We start from the raw sequence: 19,676 nt of genomic DNA on the forward strand, positions 1-19,676 counted from the left end.
CAGTGTGGTTAGACCACAGAACGGTTTGCGCGACGGCAGACCTGTCACCGGCTCAACGGAGGACGCCATGACCCACACCATCCAGCCCAACAATCCGGAAATCACGCCTGCCCCGGACACCACTGATGTTCCGGCAACGTCCGCAGCCCCAGCAGCGGGGGCTCCGGCCGGTGCGGCTTCAGCCGTCCCGGCAGCGTTGAAGCGCCGTGTCCCCAAGTACTCCGACCTGGCTCCCCTGATGCAGTTCAAGAAGCCGGAGTTCAGCAAGGAAGCCCGGCTCAAGCGCGCCAGCACGGTGTGGGAACTGCGGGACATCGCCAAGCGCCGGACTCCGCAGGCGCCTTTTGATTACACGGACGGAGCAGCCGAAGAGGAGATCACCCTCCGCCGGGCCCGCCAGGCCTTCCTGGACATCGAATTCCGGCCGGGCATCCTGCGTAACGTCTCCGCCATCGACCTGGGAACCGAGATCCTGGGCAAGCCCTCCCGCCTCCCGGTGGGCATCGCCCCCACGGGTTTCACCCGGATGATGCAGTCCGAAGGCGAGTACGCCGGATCCCAGGCTGCCGAAGCCGCTGGAATCCCGTACACCCTCTCCACCATGGGCACCGCCTCCATCGAGGATGTGGCCGCGGCCGCGCCGAACGGCCGCAACTGGTTCCAGCTCTACCTGTGGACGGACCGCGACCGCTCGCTTGAGCTCATCGAGCGTGCCGCCAAGGCCGGCAACGACACCCTGATGGTCACCGTGGACACCGCTGTGGCCGGCGCCCGCCTCCGCGACGTCCGCAACGGCATGACCATCCCGCCGGCCCTCACCATCAAGACCGTCCTGGATGCCTCCTACCGCCCGGCCTGGTGGTTCAACTTCCTCACCCACGAACCGCTTACGTTCGCCTCACTGTCCCGCTACACGGGTACTGTGGCGGAGCTGATCAACTCCATGTTCGACCCCACCCTCACGTTCGAGGACCTGGACTGGCTGCGCGAAACCTGGAAGGGCAAGCTGGTGGTGAAGGGCATCCAGACCGTCGAAGACGCCCGCCGGGTGGTTGACCATGGCGCAGACGGCGTGATCCTCTCGAACCACGGCGGCCGGCAGCTGGACCGCGCCCCCATCCCGTTCCACTTGCTCCCCGAGGTCAAGAAGGCGTTCACCGCGGACAACACGGACGCCGCCATCATGCTGGACACCGGCATCATGAGCGGCGCTGACATCGTGGCAGCCCTGGCCCTCGGCGCGGACTTCACGCTGATCGGCCGCGCATACCTCTACGGCCTGATGGCGGGCGGCCGCGCCGGCGTCGACCGCACCATCCAGATCCTCGAAAAGGACATGGCCCGCACCATGGCCCTGCTGGGTGTCAGCAAGATCTCCGAACTGACCCCGGACCACGTGCGCCTGCTGAACAAGTAAGCGCCCCAACCAAGTAGCGCCAAGTGTCGCTTTGACTGCTCAGAAGGACATTTGGCGCTACTTACTTGGGTTCTGGGGCTACTTTTTTCGGCCGAACTTGGGAAGGTTGGGCAGGTTCGCCAGCAGGTCTGCGGCCTTGGTGGCCGCGCGGCCCACGGTCCGGCCGATCTGCTGGGGCACGGTGTCGTCGCTAAGCGGCGCCGTAGTTCCGCCAGGGATGACGACGGCGGGACTCAGGTCAGCGCCGTCGGGCGCCAGGACGCCGGCTGAGACAGCGTCAGCGGCAACGGCGTCGGCTGTCACGTCTTCCCGCGGGGTCGAAGCAATAGGCGCGGGAGCAGCGTGCGCCGCAGGAGGGCCGTCCGGGGTGGAGGCAACAGCGGCCGGTGATTGCGGAGCGGAAGCTGCAGCGCCGACGTCGAACGTCTCAAGCCAGGTGGCGATGCCCTCCAGCGGCTTGCGGTTCAGCGCGTAGTAACGCTTTTGGCCCTGCGCCCGCATGCTCACCAGCTGGGCTTCACGCAGGACCTTCAGGTGCTTGGAAATGGTGGGCTGGCTTGCCGCCAGTTCTTCCACGAGCTCCCCCACGGCCTTGTCTCCGGAACGAAGGGAGGTCAGGATGTCCCGCCGGGTCGATTCCGCAATGACGGCAAATACGTCGTCTGTCACCATGTCTCCAACCCTAGCGACATATGCCCCCAAAGGCATCAACTATTTCGCCCGTCAGGGGGCATTGGGAAGGGAAGGCTGTCAGTCGAACCAGGGATCCAGTCCATGCAGCGGAAAGACCGCCTTACGGGTGGCCATGACTGTGCGGTCCACGGCGTCGTTGGGATCGAACCCCACTTCCCAGGACCGCCACCACAGCTCCACGTCGTCGCCCATCAGCCCAGGCGCTGCTGTCCCGAACTTCTCCTCGACGTACCTCCGCCAATCCTCGGGCACGGCGGTCCGCAGCGGCACCGGCCTGCCCGCGGCGATGGCAATCAGGTGGCTCCAGGACCTCGGAACAACGTGCAGCACGTTGTACCCGCCGCCGCCGGTGGCAATCCAGCGGTTGCCGCAGTAGCGGGCGGCGAGATTCCCGACGGCGGTGGCCGCCTCCCGCTGCCCGTCCACGCTGAGGTTGAGGTGCGTGAGCGGATCGGTCCGGTGCGAGTCACAGCCGTGCTGGCTCACGATTACCTCGGGCTCGAACGCTGCCACCAGTTGCGGCACCACGGCATGGAAGGCCCGCAGCCAGCCTGCGTCACCCGTCCCTGACGGCAACGCGACGTTGACGGCAGTCCCCTCGGCCCGGGGTCCGCCGATTTCGTTGGCGAACCCGGTGCCGGGAAACAGGGTGAGTCCGCTTTCGTGCAGGGACAGAGTGAGCACCCTGGGATCGTCCCAGAAGATGCTTTCCGTCCCATCGCCGTGGTGGGCGTCGACGTCGATGTACGCAACCTTGCGGATGCCGCCGTCGAGCAGCTTCTGCACGGCAAGAGCGGCGTCGTTGTAAATGCAGAACCCGCTGGCCTTGTCACGGGCGGCATGGTGCATGCCGCCGCCGAAGTTCACTGCATGCAGGGCCGACCCCTCCAGGATCCGGTCAGCGGCCAGCAGGGAACCGCCGGCCAGCCTCGCAGCCGCTTCATGCATACCCGCGAACGCAGGATCGTCCTCGGTGCCCAGGCCGCGGGACTCGTCAGTTGCGTAGGGATCATCGCTGACCCTGCGGACCGCAGCCACGAATTCGGCGGAGTGCACGGACTCCAGCTCGGCATCCGTAGCGACGCCGGGCGCTGCCACTGCAAGGTGCTCGAGGTCGAAGAGTCCCAGGCTTTGGGCAAGACGGGCCGTGAGGTCCATCCGTTCGGGCGCCATGGGGTGGCCCGGACCGAAGTTGTAAGCGGTCATGTCAGCGCCCCACACCACCGTCGTTGGCGGCGCGGGCTTGCTGAGACCGGGCAGATATGTCATCAATCACAGGCTACCTGAGCCTGCAGCCCTTCCCGCCCGGCCATTACACGGGCATAAGTGGTTTACTACTGAGGGAAGCAGAACCAACCGAGGAAAAGCCACATGACCCAAAGCCAGTCGAGGCCCCGGACTCCGGCCAGCTGGCATCCCGCCGCGCAGGAGCGGGAGGGCCTATGGGTTCTGACGCGGCTCCGCGACTTTATCGACGACATTGCCAACACGTCGCCGGCCCGGCTTGCCCTGAGTGCGTTCGCCGCCGTGTGCCTTGTGTTCACGTTCCTGCTGTCCCTGCCCATCTCCTCCGCCGCCGGTACTGTCACACCGCCCCACCAGGCTTTGTTCACGGCAGTCTCCGCAGTCTGCGTCACTGGCCTGACAGTGGTTTCGACGGCGGTGCACTGGTCCTTCTTCGGCCAGCTGGTCATCCTGATCGGCATTTTCATCGGTGGCCTTGGCACGCTGACCCTGGCGTCGCTGCTGGCGCTGATGGTGAGCAAACGCCTCGGTGTCCGCGGAAAAATCATTGCAGCGGAATCCATGAACAACGCCGGCCGCCTGGGCGAGGTGGGTACCCTGCTGCGGATCGTTATCACCACTTCCGTGGTCATCGAAGGAATCCTCGCCCTGGCCCTCATCCCACGGTTCCTGACCCTGGGCGAACCGTTCTGGCAATCCGTCTGGCACGGCATTTTCTATGCCATTTCCTCCTTCAACAACGCAGGCTTCACCCCGCACTCGGACGGCATCGTCCCTTATGAGACAGACCTGTGGATCCTGGTTCCCCTAATGCTGGGCGTCTTCCTGGGCAGCCTCGGATTTCCCGTGGTGATGGTCCTGCAGCAGAACGGCCTGAACTGGAAGAAATGGAACCTCCACACCAAGCTCACCATCCAGGTCTCTTTCATCCTGCTGCTGGCCGGCATGTTCCTGTGGGGCCTCATGGAATGGGACAACACCCGCACGATCGGGGGGATGGACTTCGGTGACAAGATCACGCATTCCCTCTTCGCCTCCGTGATGACCAGATCGGGCGGATTCAACCTGGTGGACCAGAACCAGATGGAGTCCACCACCATGCTCCTGACCGACGCCCTCATGTTTGCCGGCGGCGGGTCAGCCTCGACGGCGGGCGGCATCAAAGTGACCACCATCGCCGTGATGTTCCTCGCCATCATCGCCGAAGCCCGTGGTGACGCCGACGTCAAGGTCTACGGCAGGACCATTCCGCAGGGCACCATGCGGGTGGCTATCTCGGTGATCGTCGCCGGCGCAACCCTGGTGTCCGTCTCCGCTTTCCTCCTGCTCCAGATCAGCGGCGCCTCCCTGGACCGGGTGTTGTTCGAGACCATCTCGGCTTTCGCCACGGTGGGGCTGAGCACCAACCTCAGTGCCGAGCTGCCGCCGTCGGGCGTGTATGTCCTCAGCGCCCTGATGTTCGCCGGCCGCGTGGGCACCGTGACCCTCGCCGCTGCCCTGGCCCTGCGCCAGCGCAGCCAGTTGTACCACTACCCCGAAGAAAGGCCCATCATTGGCTAGTTCCCCAGACACCCCCCGGCGGCCCGCCCATAACGCCCCGGTGCTGGTCATCGGACTGGGCCGCTTCGGTTCCTCCACCGCAGAGCAGCTGGTCAAGCAGGGCCGTGAAGTGCTCGCCATCGAACGCGACCGGACCCTCGTGCAGAAATGGGCGCCACTCCTGACCCACGTTGTCGAGGCCGACGCCACCAACATTGATGCGCTCCGCCAGCTGGGCGCACAGGAGTTCAGCTCCGCCGTCGTGGGCGTTGGCACATCCATCGAATCCTCGGTGCTGATCACCGTGAACCTGGTGGATCTTGGCATCGAGCACCTGTGGGTGAAGGCGATTACGCCTTCCCACGGCAAGATCCTTACCCGCATCGGCGCCAACCACGTGATCTACCCGGAGGCCGACGCCGGCGTTCGGGCAGCCCACCTGGTGTCCGGGCGCATGCTGGACTTCATTGAGTTCGACGACGACTTCGCCATCGTGAAGATGTACCCGCCGCGCGAGACCGTCGGGTTCACCCTGGACGAGTCCAAGGTCCGCTCCAAGTACGGGGTGACCATTGTGGGCGTCAAGTCGCCCGGCGAGGACTTCACTTATGCACGCCCCGAGACCAAGGTGTCTTCCCGCGACATGCTGATCGTGTCCGGGCACGTGGACCTGCTGGAACGCTTCGCCGCCCGTCCTTGAAACTCCTGGGTCAGCCGAGCTGTTTGGTGATCTCCGCGGCCCTGTCTGCAGCTGCCCGCGCGCCCGCGGCGATGATGGACGGAATCCCCTGCTCATCGAATGTTGCAATGGCCCGCTCCGTGGTGCCGTTCGGGCTGGTGACCGCTTTGCGGAGGGCGGACGGATCAGCGCCGGGTTCGGCAAGCATCAGGCCCGCGCCGGCAACTGTTTCCCGCGCCAGGAGCAGGGACAACTCGCGGTCCAGGCCGAGTTCCTCCCCTGCTGCGGCCATGGCTTCGGCGAGGTAGAACGCGTATGCCGGTCCTGAACCGCTGATGGCCGAAAGGGCATCCACCTGCTCCTCGGGAACTTCGACGACGGTTCCTGCGCCCTGCAGGATGTCCTTGACCTTCTGCAGCTGCTCAGGTGTGCAGCTGGAGCCCGGCGAGACTGACACAACGCCGCGGCCCAGCTTGGCAGGGGTATTGGGCATGGTGCGGATCACCGGCTGGCCGGTGGGGAGCGCCGCTTCCAGTTGGGCAATGGATACCGCCGCGGCCACGCTGACCACCACGGTGTCCGGCGCGAGGGCACCGCTGATTTCCCTGGCAAGGTCCGTGATGCCAACCGGCTTTACACCCAGGATCACGACGGCCGACCCCTTGGTCGCCTGCTTGTTGTTGTCCGGCTCCTCCTCACCGGCGATCGCGGTGATGCCGTGATGGCGCTCCGCCAGTTCCGCGGCACGCTCGGCGCGGCGGACGGTGGCTACGATGTCAGCCGGGTCGGTCCCGGCTTCCAGCAGTCCGCCAAGGATGGCTTCGTTCATGGACCCACAGCCAAGGAATGCGATTCGGTTGCTCATGGCTCCATCATTGCAGTTTGGCCCTGCCGGCGCAGAAATCCGTTAAGCAGCAATAACCGGGAACTCGGAAAAATGGGTTCACAGGTGGCTCACATGTTGGGCGCAGCTTCCTCACAAGTGGCGGCCCTAAAGTAGTTAGTACCTCATTGAGGGTGCGAGTGATGCGGCAGGCATGGGGATGCCTGCCAGGGCACCGGCGAACGCAACAGGTTTTCCCCCATTTTCCTGTCGCGCCCGCCGGTGCTTCCGCTTTTAAACCGGTGGCCGCGACTCTTTTCAGACCGCCGCTTCGATGGCGGCCGGCGCTTCGATAGCGGCCGGCGCAACGTGCGGAGCGGGCTCCAGCGGCCCGGAGAACACCAGCTGGTCGAGGCGGCGAAGGATCAGGCCCTCACGGAGCGCCCACGGGCAGATCTTGATTTTCTTGAACTTGAAGAGTTCCAAAGCCGCCTCGGCGACGAGTGCCCCGGCAAGCAGTTGGTGGGCCCGGGCTTCTGAAACTCCCGGCAGGTGGAGCCGGTCTTCGGCTTTCATGGCCGAAATGCGCTGCGCCCAGACCCCGAGATCGGAGGCGTGCAGCTCGCGCTTGACGTAGGGGCCGGCAGCGCTGGGGGCGGCTCCCGCGACCCGGGCGAGGGACCGGAAGGTCTTGGAGGTCCCGGCCACCACGTTGGCGCGGCCCAGCCCGTCGAATTCGCGGACAGCGGGTTTAAGGGTGGCCCGGATGTAGCGCCGCAGCTCTTTGACACTCTTCGCCGAGGGTGGGTCCTCAGCCAACCAGTCCCGGGTAAGCCGGCTCGCACCCAGGGGCACAGATGTCGCGACCTCCGGCAGTTCGTCCTGGCCGAAGGCCATCTCGAAGGAACCACCGCCAATGTCCAGGTTCAGGATGGGTCCGGCTCCCCAGCCGTGCCAGCGCCGGACGGCGAAGAAGGTCATGGACGCTTCTTCGCTTCCTGTAAGTTCCTGCAGCGTGACGGTGGTTTCGTGCTTGACCCGGGCCAGGACTTCGGGGCCGTTGGTGGCCTCGCGGATGGCGGACGTACAAAAAGCAAGGAGGTCCTCGGCCTTGTGCCGGGCCGCGAATTCCCACGCCTCCAGCACGAATTCCGTGAGTTCGTGCTGTCCGGCGTCACTGATGCTGCCATCCGCCTCCAGGTACTGGACCAGGGAGAGCGGGCGCTTGTGGGAAGCGAACGGCACTGGCCGCGCGCCGGGGTGGGCATCCACCAGTAGGAGGTGGACAGTGTTGGACCCGATATCGAGGACGCCTAGCCGCATGCTGCCATTATTCCCCGGCCCGGTGGTTCTGGCCCAACCGGCATGTCATTTCACAACGCGCCGTCGGCGGGAAAGTCAGTTCTCGGCCGGATCCGCAGGCGCGCCGTCAGGAAGCTCGTCGGCGCGCTTGAAATCGCGCTTGATGTTGGCAATGCCTTCGGGATTGATCTCGAAACCGTAGGCTGCACCAGGATTGATGACCATGCCCAGCTCTTCACCGATGTTGGCGATGATGGCAGCACCCTGCGTGCCGAGCACGTTGGGCGCTGCTTCCAGGTACGGCTGGTCAACGCGGGTGGGGTGGGAGAAGACGGCCAGGACCGGATCACCGTCGGCATTGGCCAGGACCAGTGGCTCCACCTGGGAATCCTCGCCCTCGATGCCGTCCGAGCTGATGATGTAGACCTCACTGTTCAGGAAGGACAGGATGACGTCCACGGGACTGGCATCAGGCTGTCCGCCCTGGGCGAGTTTCTCCTCAAGGTCGTTCAATGGAGTCGGGTCGTCAATTCCAGGCTGTTCAGTCATACATCTACCCGATCATGTGGCGGACCATAGCGCAATTCCCCCTATCGCCCGCCTGCCGGCTGGGAGGAATCCGGCAGCGTGCGTCTAAGCGAGGAACGAGCGAGCACGCCGAGGATTTCTCCCAGCCGGGGCCATCCCCTACTTCTTGGCAGTGGCCTTCTTCTTGGCCGGAGCCTTGCGGGTGGCGGTGCGCTTGACCGGGCCCTTGGCGCGCTTCTCGGCAAGGAGCTCAACGGCCTGTTCACGGGTGAGTTCCTCAAGGGAGGTGGCCCGCGGGACCGTGATGTTGGTGATGCCGTCGGTAATGTACGGGCCGAAGCGGCCTTCCTTCACCACAATGTTCTTCTCCGATACCGGGTCCGGCCCGAACTCCGCCAGTGGCGGCACGGCCGCACGGGCACCGCGCTGCTTCGGCTGGGAGTAGATCTCCAGCGCCTGCTCCAGGGTGATGGTGAAGATTTCCTCTTCCGAGCCGATCGAGCGGGAGTCGGTCCCCTTTTTCAGGTAGGGACCAAACCGGCCGTTCTGCACGGTGATGAGGTTGCCTTCCGCGTCCTCACCCAGCGCACGCGGCAGGCTCATCAGCTGCAGCGCCTCGTCGAGGGTTACGGAGTCAACAGTCATGGACTTGAACAGCGAGCCCGTGCGCGGCTTGGCCTTAACCGGCTTCTTGGGCGGCTTGGGCTTGCCGTTCTTGTAGTACTCCACCGGCTGGTTGGCAATTTGTTCCTCGGTCATCTCGGGGATGACTTCGGTGACGTAGGCGCCGTAGCGGCCGTTCTTGGCGACAACGGTGTGCCCGGTGTGCGGATCGGCGCCCAGCACGCGTTCCTCGGGAGCGGCGGTTTCCATCAGCTCGATGGCCTTGGCGGCGGTCAGCTCGTCCGGGGCAAGGTCCTCCGGCACATTGGCCCGGGCTGACTCCACAATTTCCCCCGTCTTTGCGTCCACCGTGGCAGCGGAGCTTTCCAGGTACGGGCCGAATTTGCCCACGCGGAGCGTGATCTCGTCCGTAATGGGGATGGAGTTGATTTCCCGCGCGTCGATCTCGCCAAGGTTGTTGACGATGCTCAGCAAGCCCGGATCGGCGTCCTCACCGAAGTAGAAGTGCCGGAGCCAGGAGGCGCCCACGGCCTGACCGTTGGCGATCTTGTCCAGGTCGCCTTCCATGTCCGCGGTGAACTCGTAGTCCACATAGTCGCTGAAGTGCTGTTCAAGCAGCCGGATCACGGAGAAGGCGATCCAGCTCGGAACCAGGGCCGAGCCCTGCTTCCGCACGTAGCCCCGGTCCTGGATCGTGGAGATGGTGGAGGCATAGGTGGACGGGCGGCCAATACCCTTCTTCTCCAGCTCCGCGGTGAGCGATGCTTCGGTGTAGCGCGGTGGCGGGGACGTTTCGTGGCCGATGGCGATGATGTCGGCGGCGCTGAGCGCATCGCCCTTGGCAACGTTGGGCAGGCGGCGGGCTTCGTCAGAATCGTCGTCGCCGCGGGTCTCGTCCTTGCCTTCCTCATAGGCTGCCAGGAAGCCGGGGAACGTGATCACGGTACCGGACGCGGAGAACTCGGCGTCGCGCCCGTCGGAAGCCACGGCGCCCACGCGGATAGTCGCCGTCGAACCCTTGGCGTCAGCCATCTGCGAGGCGACCGTACGCTTCCAGATGAGCTCGTAGAGCCGGAATTCGTCGCCGGACAGCTGCTTGGCCACCTGGGCGGGGGTGCGGAAGGAGTCCCCGGCGGGGCGGATGGCCTCGTGGGCTTCCTGGGCGTTGGCTGCCTTGCCGGTGTACACGCGGGGCGACTGCGGGATGTACTCGGGGCCGTACAGCTCGGAGGCCTGGCGCCGGGCAGCCGTGACGGCTTCATCGCTCAACGAGGAGGAGTCCGTACGCATATAGGTGATGTAGCCGTTTTCGTACAGCCGCTGGGCCACCTGCATGGTGCTCTTGGAGGAGAAGCGCAGCTTGCGGCCCGCCTCCTGCTGGAGCGTGGAAGTTGTGAACGGCGCCGCCGGACGGCGGGTGTAGGGCTTCGTGTCAACGGAGCGGACGCGGAACTCGGCGTTCTGCAGGCCCGCCGCCAGGGACGTAGCCAGTTCCTCATTGAGGTGAGCAACGTTCTTCGAGGTGAGGACGCCGTCGTCGTTGAAGTCCCGGCCGCTGGCGACCTTGGCGCCATCAACGGCGGCGAGCTTGGCTTTGAAGGAGCCGGCGTCGGCACCGAACTGGCCGGTGAGGTCCCAGTAGGAGGCGGCCTTGAAGGCCATGCGTTCGCGTTCGCGGTCAACCACCATGCGGGTGACCACGGACTGCACGCGCCCTGCGGACAGCCCCCTCGCCACCTTGCGCCACAGCACCGGGGAAATTTCGTAACCGTACAGGCGGTCCAGGACACGACGGGTCTCCTGGGCGTCCACCAGAGCTGAATCAACATCGCGCAGGTTGCCCATGGCGCGCTGGATGGCTTCCTTGGTGATTTCACCGAACGTCATCCGGTACACGGGGACCTTGGGCTTGAGCACTTCCAGCAGGTGCCACGCGATGGCCTCGCCCTCGCGGTCCCCATCGGTTGCGAGATAAAGTTCGTCGGCGTCCTTGAGCGCAGCCTTGAGCTCGGTCACCTTCTTCTTTTTGTCGGGGGACACCACGTAGTAGGGCTTGAAGTCGTGCTCAATGTCGACGGCGAACTTGCCTACGGAGGTTTTCTTCAGCTCGGCGGGGAGTTCGGACGGCTGCGGCAGGTCGCGGATGTGACCAATGGAGGCCTCTACGATGAAGCCCTCGCCCAGGTACTTGGCGATGGTCTTGCTCTTGGCCGGAGACTCCACAATCACGAGTTTCTTGCCGGTTTTGGCCTTGCTTGGCACGGTGCTCCTACAGAAAAAGGTTGCTCGGGCAGATGCGCCCATACTGGCCTAGTTCACCATATTTTGCAGAAATGTGCGCATCCATGTGGAAAACAAGGGGGTTATCCGGCATGCCTTCGGTGCCTTATTCCGCGGCCGGGATCAGGAACCCGTCCCGGACCAGGTTGGCCACTTCGGCGAGCAAACCACTCCGGAATGAACTGGCGTCGAACCCTTCCTCCCCCGTCTGGCCGATACCCAAGCCGCCGCCCAGCAGGGCCTCCAGCGCACCGGCGATCTGGCCGGCGGACAGGTCGCCGTCGCAGGCGGAAATGAACCCGGCGAGTTCGGTGCTGAGCAGGTTGGTCCGGCGCAGCCCGGCACCCTGCCGGAGCAGGATCACCCCCGGGTGCTCGGCGCCGGGACGCTGGTGGCGTTCCTCGGTGACGTCGTCTGCCACCAGCAGGTGCGTGTCGCTGACGCTGTTCGCCGCCAGCCAGTCCTGGCGTTCCAAGGCGGCGCCCAGGTGGGGGCCGATGGGTTGTTCGATGGGGTAGGTGATTTCCTCAAACCTGTTGAAGGCAGCCTGCCCGGAAGAAAGGGGCCGCCGGAGCAGCACCATGCCGAAGCCGACTCCCGCCACGTTCCGGGACTCGAAGTCTGCAAGGTAGGCAGCGTAGGCGTCCTTGTAGTGCTGCCGGTCCCGGCTCTCGGACGCGTCGCGCAGCCACGTCTCGGCGTATTCCTCCGGGCCTACCATTTCCCGCTGGATGAACCAGGCGTCCGCGCCGGCCGGTACCCAGCCCTGGGGGCGCTCCTGCCAGGCCGCCCCGGCCGGCACCTCCCAGTTTCCGAGCATTTGTGCCGTGGCGCCGGGAGCCAGTACGGCGGGCAGCCCGGCCACGAGGGCGGCCACAATTTCATCGCCGGGAAGGCCGCCGTCGCGGTAAGTAAACTGCCCGGATGCCTCCTCCCCGGCGCTCCGCGGCGTGATGACGAAGGGCGGGTTGGAGACCACCAGGCCGAATTCCTCGCCGGCCACGGGTTCCAGGAGCGAACCCAGTCGCAGGCTCAGGCGGTCTTCCAGCCGGGCGGGATCCACCGACAGCGCCTCGGCGTTAAGCAGGATGTTGAACCGCGTAAAGGCCAGGGCACGTTCGGAGATGTCCGTGGCTGTAACGTGCTCGCAGTGGTGCAGCAGGTGGAAGGCCTGGATGCCGCACCCTGTCCCCAGGTCCAGGGCGCGCTGTGTGTGCCGGCGGAACGTTGTCTGCACCAGGGTGGTGGAGGCCTGGCCGATGCCCAGGACGTGGTCGTGCCGGAGAACGCCCTCCTGCTGGTGTGCCGCGAGGTCGCTGGCAACCCAGAGTTCCGCCCCGCCGCTGCCGTCTTCATTGGCGTCCCAGCCATACGGCCGCAAGTCTGCTTTCGCTGCCATGAGTAAGCCGCCGGGAACGGGCTCCACCAGCCCCAGCTCCAGCAGGCCCTCCGCACGGATGCCCGGCAGGGCGGCGTCGAGCGTATCGTTTGGCTGCGGCTCGGCGAGCAGCCAGAGGCGGACGACGGCGGCGAGCGCCGCGTTGCCCTCGTCCCGCTGCACGGCCCGCTCCGCAGCCAGCAGGGCGGGGATGATCTGGTCCCGGTTCAGCGCCGTGTAGGCAGATTCGCCGAGAAGCCCGGCTACGCCGCTGAGCGTGTAGTCCACCCGGCGGAGGTCCGCTGCCAGCGCCGTGAGCAGCTCTGGAAGGTCGCTGCGGGGCGCGTCGGGGGTGTTGCCGGCGGTGAACTCATATGGGGATTTAGGCACCGCCCAAGTTTAGTCCGGTGCAGGAGCTGGATAACGGGCCAGGCTGGACGGGGTAGCGTGGAGGTATGCCAACACCGCTTTCCTTCCTTCCGCGCGCCCGGAAGGTGCCCGCCAGCCCGCGGCGCTTCCCGCTTACAGCCTGGGCATCCGCGGGCATGGCGGCTGTGGCTTTGGCGGGTTGCTCGCCCGTGGTCTCCATCGAGAACGCGGACGTTCCGCAGTGGCGTGCCACTGCACTGCCAACAGCCCCTGGCACCGTCATAGACGATGCCGGAAAGATCCTCAACCGGGACCGCATCATTCAGGAGGCGGCCGATGTTCCCGCCGGCCGGTACATCCTGACGGCGACCTGCGAGGGCGGCGGCAAGGCATTCTTTGCGGTGTCCCTGGACGGGAAGGCTGTGGTGGACGCCGGAGCGGCCTGCAACGGCAGCAGGGAAATCACCAAAATCACGTTGCCGCGTTCCGGGACGCTGGAAGTCAGCACCTCCAGCGTGGACTCACCCCTGATCTACGCATACCAACTGACGCCGGCAGAATAGGTATGGCCCGCAGGGGCGCACGGGCTTAAAGTCGGACTATGCCCAGTGTGCGGACGTCCTCTTCGCCTTCTCCGGGGCGGACAGCCCGGGCGCCGCTGGCGCGGAACCCGGCGGCCGCCGTCGTCCTCGGTATTGTGCTGACGGCAGGGCTGACGTTGAGCGGCTGCGAATACACGTACGACGACGGCCGAAACTTGAGCGACGCTGCAGAGGCTGGAGAGACCGTTGCCCCGGCGCCGGTGTTCACCCGGGACCCGCTGCATCGGGAGCCTGTCAGTGAGTCTGAGCTTGCAGCTTGGGTGGCGCGGACCCTGCCGGACACCGGGCATCCGGTGGTTCATGCCGGTGCCGGGCTGCTGGAAGCCGGCGAGGTCCGGACTGAGACAACAGCTGTGGTGGAAACCGGCACCTACGCACTGGCGCTGACCTGCCGAAGCAAGCGGCGGGTGACGTTCACCGTCAAGAGCGACTCACTGACGCTGGTGGACCTGGGGCTGCGGTGCGGGGTCAACCGCGAAAACGTCATCTATCTTTCTGCGGAAACTGCCTTGAGTATCACGGTAGAGGCCAGGAAGGGCGCCAATTACGCCTACCGCCTTCGGCGCCTGTGACGTCCCGCCAGCGGCGGTACTGGTACGTCCCCGGTTTGCGGATTCTCAGGCCGTGCAGCCTTCCGGGCAGCGCAGGGTTTCCGGGCTGGAAGCGCACTCGGCGCAGTACAGGGTAAGGGTGCGGCAGCTGGGGTTGGAGCAGTTCTCGAACTTGCTGGTGGGGGCTGCGCAGCGGGTGCATTCTCCGATGGTTTTGGCGTTCTCGCTGAATTCGAGGTGCATACGCTTGTCGAAGACGTACAGCGATCCTTCCCACAGGCCCTGGTCCTTGAAGGTTTCGCCGTACCGGACAATGCCGCCATCCAGCTGGTACACCTCTTTAAATCCGCGGTTGACCATAAGGCTGGAGAGCACCTCGCAGCGGATGCCGCCGGTGCAATACGTCACCACGGGCTTGTCCTTGAGGGAGTCGTACTTGCCGGACTCGAGCTCCTTGATGAAGTCATGGGTGGTGGCGACGTCCGGCACCACCGCGTCCTTGAACCGGCCGATCCGGGCCTCGAAGGCGTTCCTCCCGTCGAAGAAGACCACCTCCTCGCCACCCTGTTTTTTGGCGTCAACAAGTTCATGCAGCTCTTCGGGCTTGAGGTGCGTGCCGCCGCCCACTACGCCGTTCTCGTCCACCTGGAGTTCGCCGGGCGCCCCGAAGGAGACGATCTCATCACGCACCTTGACACTGAGCCGCGGGAAGTCCTCCGCGCCGCCGTCGGACCATTTAACGTCGACGCCGTGGAATCCCTTGTATTCGCGGGTGGTCTTGACGTACTGCTTGACGGCTCCGATCTCGCCGCCCACCGTGGCGTTGATGCCGTCCTTGGAGATCAGGATGCGCCCGGTCAGCCCCAGTTTCTCGCAGAGCGCACGCTGCCAAAGCCTCACCGCATCCGGATCCGCGATGGGGGTAAAGCCGTAAAAGAGCACAATTCGGTTCAAAGCCACGTATTTAAGGGTACCGGCTTGTTTTCCGGCAGCTGCGTGTCCGCTTTTTCGCGTCCGCCATGCCCGCGCATCACAATTGCATAAGCACCGGGCTTCCCCCTGTTGCTTGTGACCGCGCTGGAATAGTCTCATCCCATGAGCCCGGAAACCATGGTTAATGACATCACTGGCCTTCTCGAAGTATGGGTGGCAGGCTGGGCAGGCTGTCGCGGGTACCGGACATCCTCGGAGGGCCGCTTCCCCGCCGCACTCCGCACTGACACCAGCGGGGAATGGGAATTTTTCGCTTCCGAGCCCACGGATGCCGAATTCGCGGCTTTGGCTGCGAAGACGGCGGAAGTGCCGGCGAGGGTCCTGACCATCCTGACCAACGACATCGCCCGCTATTCCGTCCTTGCCTTGCAGCAAGGGCTGAACGTCACCTCCGACTCGCAGGCCATGATGATTGTGGACATGGAAACCCAGGATGCCGAGGATCCCTGGCTTTCGGATGATGACCTTGCCCTGACAACGTCCGCGCAGGACGGCGTGCACTACGCAGTGGTCCGTTCCGGGGAGACCGTTGCGGCCAGCGGCCGCGTTTTTGTAGTGGGCGATACCGCGGTGTTCGACAAGATCATCACCGAACCGGGATTCCAGCGGCGTGGCCTGGGCAGTTTCATCATGCGGGCACTGGCCGCGCAGGCTTTTGAGCACGACGTCCAAACCGGCCTCCTCCTGGCCTCCCTGGACGGCCAGAAGCTGTATTCCCACCTGGGCTGGACCACCGTCTCGCGCGTGCTGATGCTTTCGGCATCCCATGACGGGGACGATCTGTCCTTGAGCTGACCCGCCTCCCTTGGCGGCACACCCGGTTACCCCTAGGGCGAACCGGGCCTGCTGGTCTGTTGCGGGGTGAAAGAATATTCGGGTGAACCCCCATGACTCGCTGATTCCCTTGCTGGGCCGCGGCCCGGACCCGGAACAGCTCCGTCATGTCCGCACCATTCCCGCCCGCGAAGCCGTTCATGAGCAGTGGCCGGGCTGGGTTCACCCGGATTTGCTGGCTGCTTATGGTTCGCTTGGCGTCCATGCGCCTTACCGCCATCAGGTTGAAGCGGCGGACATCGCCCACGGCGGGGAGCATGTTGTGGTTGCCACTGGGACCGCCTCTGGAAAGTCCCTCGCGTATCAGCTGCCGGCGCTGGATGCCATCCACCGCTCGGAACTGCGGGTTCTCGCCGACCCCGGAAAAATCCACGACGACGGCGCGGTCACCCTCTATCTGTCCCCCACCAAGGCCCTCGCGGCGGACCAGTTGAACGCCATTAGGGCGTTGAAACTGCCCACCGTCCGGGCGGAAACCTACGACGGCGACACCGACCCGGCGTCCCGGCGGTGGATTCGCGACCACGCCAATTTCATCCTGGCCAACCCCGACATGCTGCACTTTGGTATTCTTCCCAACCACGCCTGGTGGGCAGGGTTCTTCCGCCGCCTTCGCTATGTGATCGTTGACGAGGCACACAGTTACCGGGGCGTTTTCGGCTCGCACGTAGCCAACCTGATGCGCCGGCTGCGGCGGATCTGCGCGTACTACGGTGCAGGCTCGGCCTTCCCCGAACCTGTTTTCATCGCGGCCTCAGCGACAGCTTCCGAACCTGACGTCTCCTTCGCACGGCTCATCGGGGCGCCCGTCAAGGCGGTGTCGGAGGATGGTTCACCGCATGGTGCCACCACAGTGGCGTTTTGGGAACCTGCCTTGACCGAGCTGACGGGCGAGAACGGGGCCAAGGAGCGGCGCACCGCTGTCGCCGAAACTGCGGACCTGCTGGCGAACCTGGTGTCAGCGCAGATCCGCACCATCGCCTTCATTAAGTCCCGGCGCGGGGCTGAGACGATCTCGTCCATCACCAAACGCCTCCTGGACGAGGTGGATCCCAGCCTCCCGCAGCGGGTGGCTGCCTACCGTTCGGGGTACCTTCCCGAGGAACGCCGGGCGGTGGAGAAGGCGCTGCGTTCGGGCCGGCTCCTGGGTGTCTCGAGCACCTCCGCCCTGGAGCTTGGCATCGACATTTCCGGGCTGGACGCTGTCCTGGTGGCCGGCTGGCCAGGCACCAGGGCTTCACTTTTCCAGCAGATCGGCCGGGCAGGCAGGGCAGGGCAGGACGCGATCGCGGCGTTCGTGGCCAGCGACGATCCGCTGGACACGTTCCTGGTGAACCATCCGGAGGCCATCTTCGATGTCTCGGTGGAAGCGACGGTCTTTGATCCGTCCAATCCCTACGTGCTGGGACCGCATCTGTGCGCTGCCGCGGCCGAACTCCCGCTCGGTGTCGGCGAGCTTGACCTGTTTGGGAGCACGGCGGAGGGACTCCTTGACCGTCTCGTAGCCCAGGGTTATCTTCGCCGCCGGCCTGCGGGCTGGTTCTGGACCCATCCCCAGAGCGCCGCGGCAATGGTGAACCTGCGCGCCGACGGTGGCGGGCCGGTAAGCATTGTCGATGCTGATACTGGCTCCCTTCTCGGGACGATGGACTCTCCCCAGACCCACTACCAGGCGCACACCGGTGCCGTGTACATTCACCAGGGCGACAGCTACGTGGTGGAGGACCTTAACGAAGACGACCACTGCGTGATAGTCCGCCGCGCCAACCCGGACTACTACACCACCGCACGGGATGTGACGCAGATCGAGGTGCTGGAAACCCAGCGCACGGCCAGGTGGGGCGATGTTTCACTGCACTTCGGCGACGTGAAGGTCACCACGCAGGTGGTCTCCTTTCAACGCAAGGCCCTGATTTCCAACGAGATCCTCGGCGAGGAACCGCTTGACCTTGGCGCCAGGGACCTGTTCACCAAGGCAGTGTGGTTCGTGGTGGACAACCGGTCCCTCACAGCCGCCGGACTGATCGAAGCCCAGTTTCCGGGCGCCCTGCACGCCGCAGAACACGCAGCCATCGGCCTCCTTCCCTTGGTGGCGTCCAGTGACCGTTGGGATATCGGGGGTGTATCAACCGCCCTGCACGCCGACACCGGGGTGCCCACCATTTTTGTGTATGACGGGCACCCTGGCGGGGCTGGCTTTGCCGAACGCGGTTTCGACAAAGCGAAGGTATGGCTGGCCGCAACACGGGACGCCATCAAGGCCTGCGAGTGCGAATCCGGCTGTCCTTCCTGCGTCCAGTCGCCCAAATGCGGGAACAAAAACAATCCGCTGGACAAAGCGGCCGCAATCACCCTGCTCGATGTCCTGCTGAAGGACGCCACCGAGGCCATAGCGATGAGTGCGCAAGCCCAGCGCTGACAGTCAACCCCTCAGCTCAACTCGGGGGGAGCTCCCTCCCCAAAGGCCTTCGCCTGCGCTACGGAATGTCCCTCGCCGCAAGGCCTCCGCCCGCGTTAGGGGAGGTCCTCATGGTACGGGGAAGTTCCTGCCGGCTAAGGGGGAGGTCCTGCCCGGGCGCGGCCGGTTGCTGCACCCAGGATGGTCCTCTCCGTCAGCTCGGTACGAACCTCAAGGGTGTGGCCCTCCCCCTCCGAGCAGCTGAGCACGGCGGCAGCGTGCCGGGCAGCTACTTCAGCAGCAACGGTGCAGGGTTCGCCGTCTGTGACGCCACGCAGCGCGTCCGCCCCGGCGAGCGCAGCAAGATCGGCGGCGGCTGCTGCCCTGCTGGCCATCACGGCCGACTGCGCCAGAAGCAGCAACAGCGCCATGGCCATTAACACCACCAGGGCCAGTCCCGCGGCCAGGACGGTCCCGGATCCGCGTTCCCGGCTGTCCAGGCCATGCCTCATCCGCGCGGTCAACTTGCCGTTGCCGTTTCACTACGGGTGGAAGCACGGGCCGTGAGGGTCCAGGGAATCGAGGCACCAAGTGGGCCGCCTGCCCGGTCCGTGACAGTCACGCTGAGCCACTCTCCCTCGGTTGCGACAACGGCCGATGCTGACGCCCCTGAGAGGGTCCGGACGATCCTTTCCACCGCGGCGGAGTCGTCACCGCGCGCCAAGGCCCGGGCACCCGCACGTGCGCCTTCTTCCAGACGCAGCTGGGTCACACCGGCCGCCGCACCTGCGAGCAGCATGGCCAGCAACAGCAGGACTGCAGGCAGCGTCACGGCGAATTCTGCGGTAACAGCGCCGCGGGATTCCGTTGGCCGCCGACCGCTACCGCTGTCGATGCGGCTGCGGCTGTTTGTGTGGCAGTGGCTGTGACTGTGGCAGCGATCTCCCGGCCCGCGGAAACCTGCCACTCCCGAATTCAGCAAGGGGCCCCTCCAGTGACCTTGACCCGGAGGCAGCCGACGGCGCAGCGCGTCCGGCGCGCGGCGGTCATGGCAAGGCCAGCGCCGTGCGGATCAGATTCAGCAGGAAGCCCCGGACTTCCTCGCTGCGAAGGATGAAGACCAGGAGCCCGGCAAATCCGACAGCCGCGAGAGTCGCGATGGCGTACTCAGCCGTGGCCATCCCTGCTTCAGACCCCACCAGCCGGCGCATGCCCGGACGATTGCGGGCCGCACTTGCTCCGGGGTAGAGCTCCACAACGTTGGCCGGCAGTGAAGGGGTTCCGGCCTGGTGGGCGTACCCGGACTGGGCGCCGTTGAAGCGTCGTTTGGTGTTCGATCGGGCTGCTGCGAGCGCTGCAGTTCCAGCGGCGTAGTGGCGGTCCTGGTTGATGGACATTGGGTGTTCCTTTCTGTGGGCCGG

At 65.4% G+C, this 19,676-nt stretch carries 18 protein-coding genes; 7 read left to right on the forward strand and 11 right to left on the reverse strand.

Annotation, left to right across the window (positions count from 1 at the left end):
- Positions 1-67: 67 nt before the first annotated feature.
- On the forward strand, positions 68-1,417 hold the full coding sequence (locus M1E07_RS16705; protein ID WP_461187746.1) for an alpha-hydroxy acid oxidase: 1,350 nt from the start codon (positions 68-70) through the stop codon (positions 1,415-1,417).
- Positions 1,418-1,495: 78 nt separating this feature from the next.
- Here M1E07_RS16705 and M1E07_RS16710 read toward each other — a convergent pair whose 3' ends face one another.
- The gene (locus M1E07_RS16710) at positions 1,496-2,089 is read right to left on the reverse strand and encodes an ArsR/SmtB family transcription factor (RefSeq protein WP_461187747.1); all 594 of its coding nucleotides are present in this window, start codon (positions 2,087-2,089) and stop codon (positions 1,496-1,498) included.
- Positions 2,090-2,167: 78 nt separating this feature from the next.
- Positions 2,168-3,379, reverse strand: coding sequence for an acetoin utilization protein AcuC (locus tag M1E07_RS16715; protein ID WP_461187748.1), 1,212 nt, complete (start codon positions 3,377-3,379; stop codon positions 2,168-2,170).
- 102 nt (positions 3,380-3,481) lie between these two features.
- Between M1E07_RS16715 and M1E07_RS16720 the strand changes: the two genes are divergently transcribed.
- Positions 3,482-4,915, forward strand: a complete 1,434-nt coding sequence (locus M1E07_RS16720) for a TrkH family potassium uptake protein (RefSeq protein ID WP_461187749.1) — start codon at positions 3,482-3,484, stop codon at positions 4,913-4,915.
- 40 nt (positions 4,916-4,955) lie between these two features.
- Positions 4,956-5,594: a potassium channel family protein gene (locus M1E07_RS16725; RefSeq protein ID WP_172801511.1), complete on the forward strand. Its 639-nt coding sequence runs from the start codon at positions 4,956-4,958 to the stop codon at positions 5,592-5,594.
- Positions 5,595-5,604: 10 nt separating this feature from the next.
- Here M1E07_RS16725 and proC read toward each other — a convergent pair whose 3' ends face one another.
- From proC to M1E07_RS16750, 5 genes are all read right to left on the reverse strand, one after another.
- On the reverse strand, positions 5,605-6,438 hold the full coding sequence (gene proC / locus M1E07_RS16730; RefSeq protein ID WP_461187750.1) for a pyrroline-5-carboxylate reductase: 834 nt from the start codon (positions 6,436-6,438) through the stop codon (positions 5,605-5,607).
- Between the two features lie 276 nt (positions 6,439-6,714).
- Complete coding sequence (locus M1E07_RS16735) at positions 6,715-7,719, reverse strand: Ppx/GppA phosphatase family protein (RefSeq protein ID WP_461187751.1); 1,005 nt, start codon at positions 7,717-7,719, stop codon at positions 6,715-6,717.
- Positions 7,720-7,794: 75 nt separating this feature from the next.
- Complete coding sequence (locus M1E07_RS16740; protein WP_461187752.1) at positions 7,795-8,247, reverse strand: SseB family protein; 453 nt, start codon at positions 8,245-8,247, stop codon at positions 7,795-7,797.
- Positions 8,248-8,385: 138 nt separating this feature from the next.
- Entirely contained in the window at positions 8,386-11,112 is a 2,727-nt protein-coding gene (gene topA, locus M1E07_RS16745) for a type I DNA topoisomerase (RefSeq protein ID WP_461187753.1), read from the reverse strand.
- A 124-nt stretch (positions 11,113-11,236) separates the two neighbouring features.
- Complete coding sequence (locus M1E07_RS16750) at positions 11,237-12,898, reverse strand: DUF7059 domain-containing protein (protein WP_461187754.1); 1,662 nt, start codon at positions 12,896-12,898, stop codon at positions 11,237-11,239.
- Between the two features lie 65 nt (positions 12,899-12,963).
- Here M1E07_RS16750 and M1E07_RS16755 point away from each other — a divergent pair, with 65 nt between their 5' ends.
- Both M1E07_RS16755 and M1E07_RS16760 read left to right on the forward strand, forming a co-directional pair.
- Positions 12,964-13,440 (forward strand): hypothetical protein, encoded by a 477-nt coding sequence (locus tag M1E07_RS16755; protein ID WP_461187755.1) that lies wholly within the window; start codon positions 12,964-12,966, stop codon positions 13,438-13,440.
- Positions 13,441-13,478: 38 nt separating this feature from the next.
- A complete protein-coding gene (locus tag M1E07_RS16760; protein ID WP_461187756.1) occupies positions 13,479-14,051 on the forward strand; it encodes a hypothetical protein in 573 nt (190 codons plus the stop codon).
- A 45-nt stretch (positions 14,052-14,096) separates the two neighbouring features.
- Here M1E07_RS16760 and trhO read toward each other — a convergent pair whose 3' ends face one another.
- Complete coding sequence (gene trhO, locus M1E07_RS16765) at positions 14,097-14,990, reverse strand: oxygen-dependent tRNA uridine(34) hydroxylase TrhO (protein WP_461187757.1); 894 nt, start codon at positions 14,988-14,990, stop codon at positions 14,097-14,099.
- A 135-nt stretch (positions 14,991-15,125) separates the two neighbouring features.
- Between trhO and M1E07_RS16770 the strand changes: the two genes are divergently transcribed.
- Both M1E07_RS16770 and M1E07_RS16775 read left to right on the forward strand, forming a co-directional pair.
- Positions 15,126-15,818: a GNAT family N-acetyltransferase gene (locus M1E07_RS16770; protein WP_461187758.1), complete on the forward strand. Its 693-nt coding sequence runs from the start codon at positions 15,126-15,128 to the stop codon at positions 15,816-15,818.
- A gap of 82 nt (positions 15,819-15,900) precedes the next feature.
- Complete coding sequence (locus tag M1E07_RS16775; RefSeq protein ID WP_461187759.1) at positions 15,901-18,276, forward strand: DEAD/DEAH box helicase; 2,376 nt, start codon at positions 15,901-15,903, stop codon at positions 18,274-18,276.
- A gap of 134 nt (positions 18,277-18,410) precedes the next feature.
- Here the strand turns inward: M1E07_RS16775 and M1E07_RS16780 are convergent, their stop codons facing one another.
- The 3 genes from M1E07_RS16780 to M1E07_RS16790 all read right to left on the reverse strand — a co-directional run bounded on the left by M1E07_RS16780 (position 18,411) and on the right by M1E07_RS16790 (position 19,652).
- Complete coding sequence (locus tag M1E07_RS16780) at positions 18,411-18,767, reverse strand: Rv3654c family TadE-like protein (protein ID WP_461187760.1); 357 nt, start codon at positions 18,765-18,767, stop codon at positions 18,411-18,413.
- An 8-nt stretch (positions 18,768-18,775) separates the two neighbouring features.
- Positions 18,776-19,087 carry a TadE family type IV pilus minor pilin gene (locus M1E07_RS16785; RefSeq protein WP_461187761.1) on the reverse strand — a complete coding sequence of 104 codons (312 nt, stop codon included), beginning with the start codon at positions 19,085-19,087 and terminating at the stop codon, positions 18,776-18,778.
- A gap of 214 nt (positions 19,088-19,301) precedes the next feature.
- Positions 19,302-19,652, reverse strand: a complete 351-nt coding sequence (locus tag M1E07_RS16790; RefSeq protein WP_461187762.1) for a DUF4244 domain-containing protein — start codon at positions 19,650-19,652, stop codon at positions 19,302-19,304.
- Positions 19,653-19,676 lie beyond the last annotated feature (24 nt).

The sequence above is a fragment of the Arthrobacter sp. Z4-13 genome, assembly GCF_054792705.1.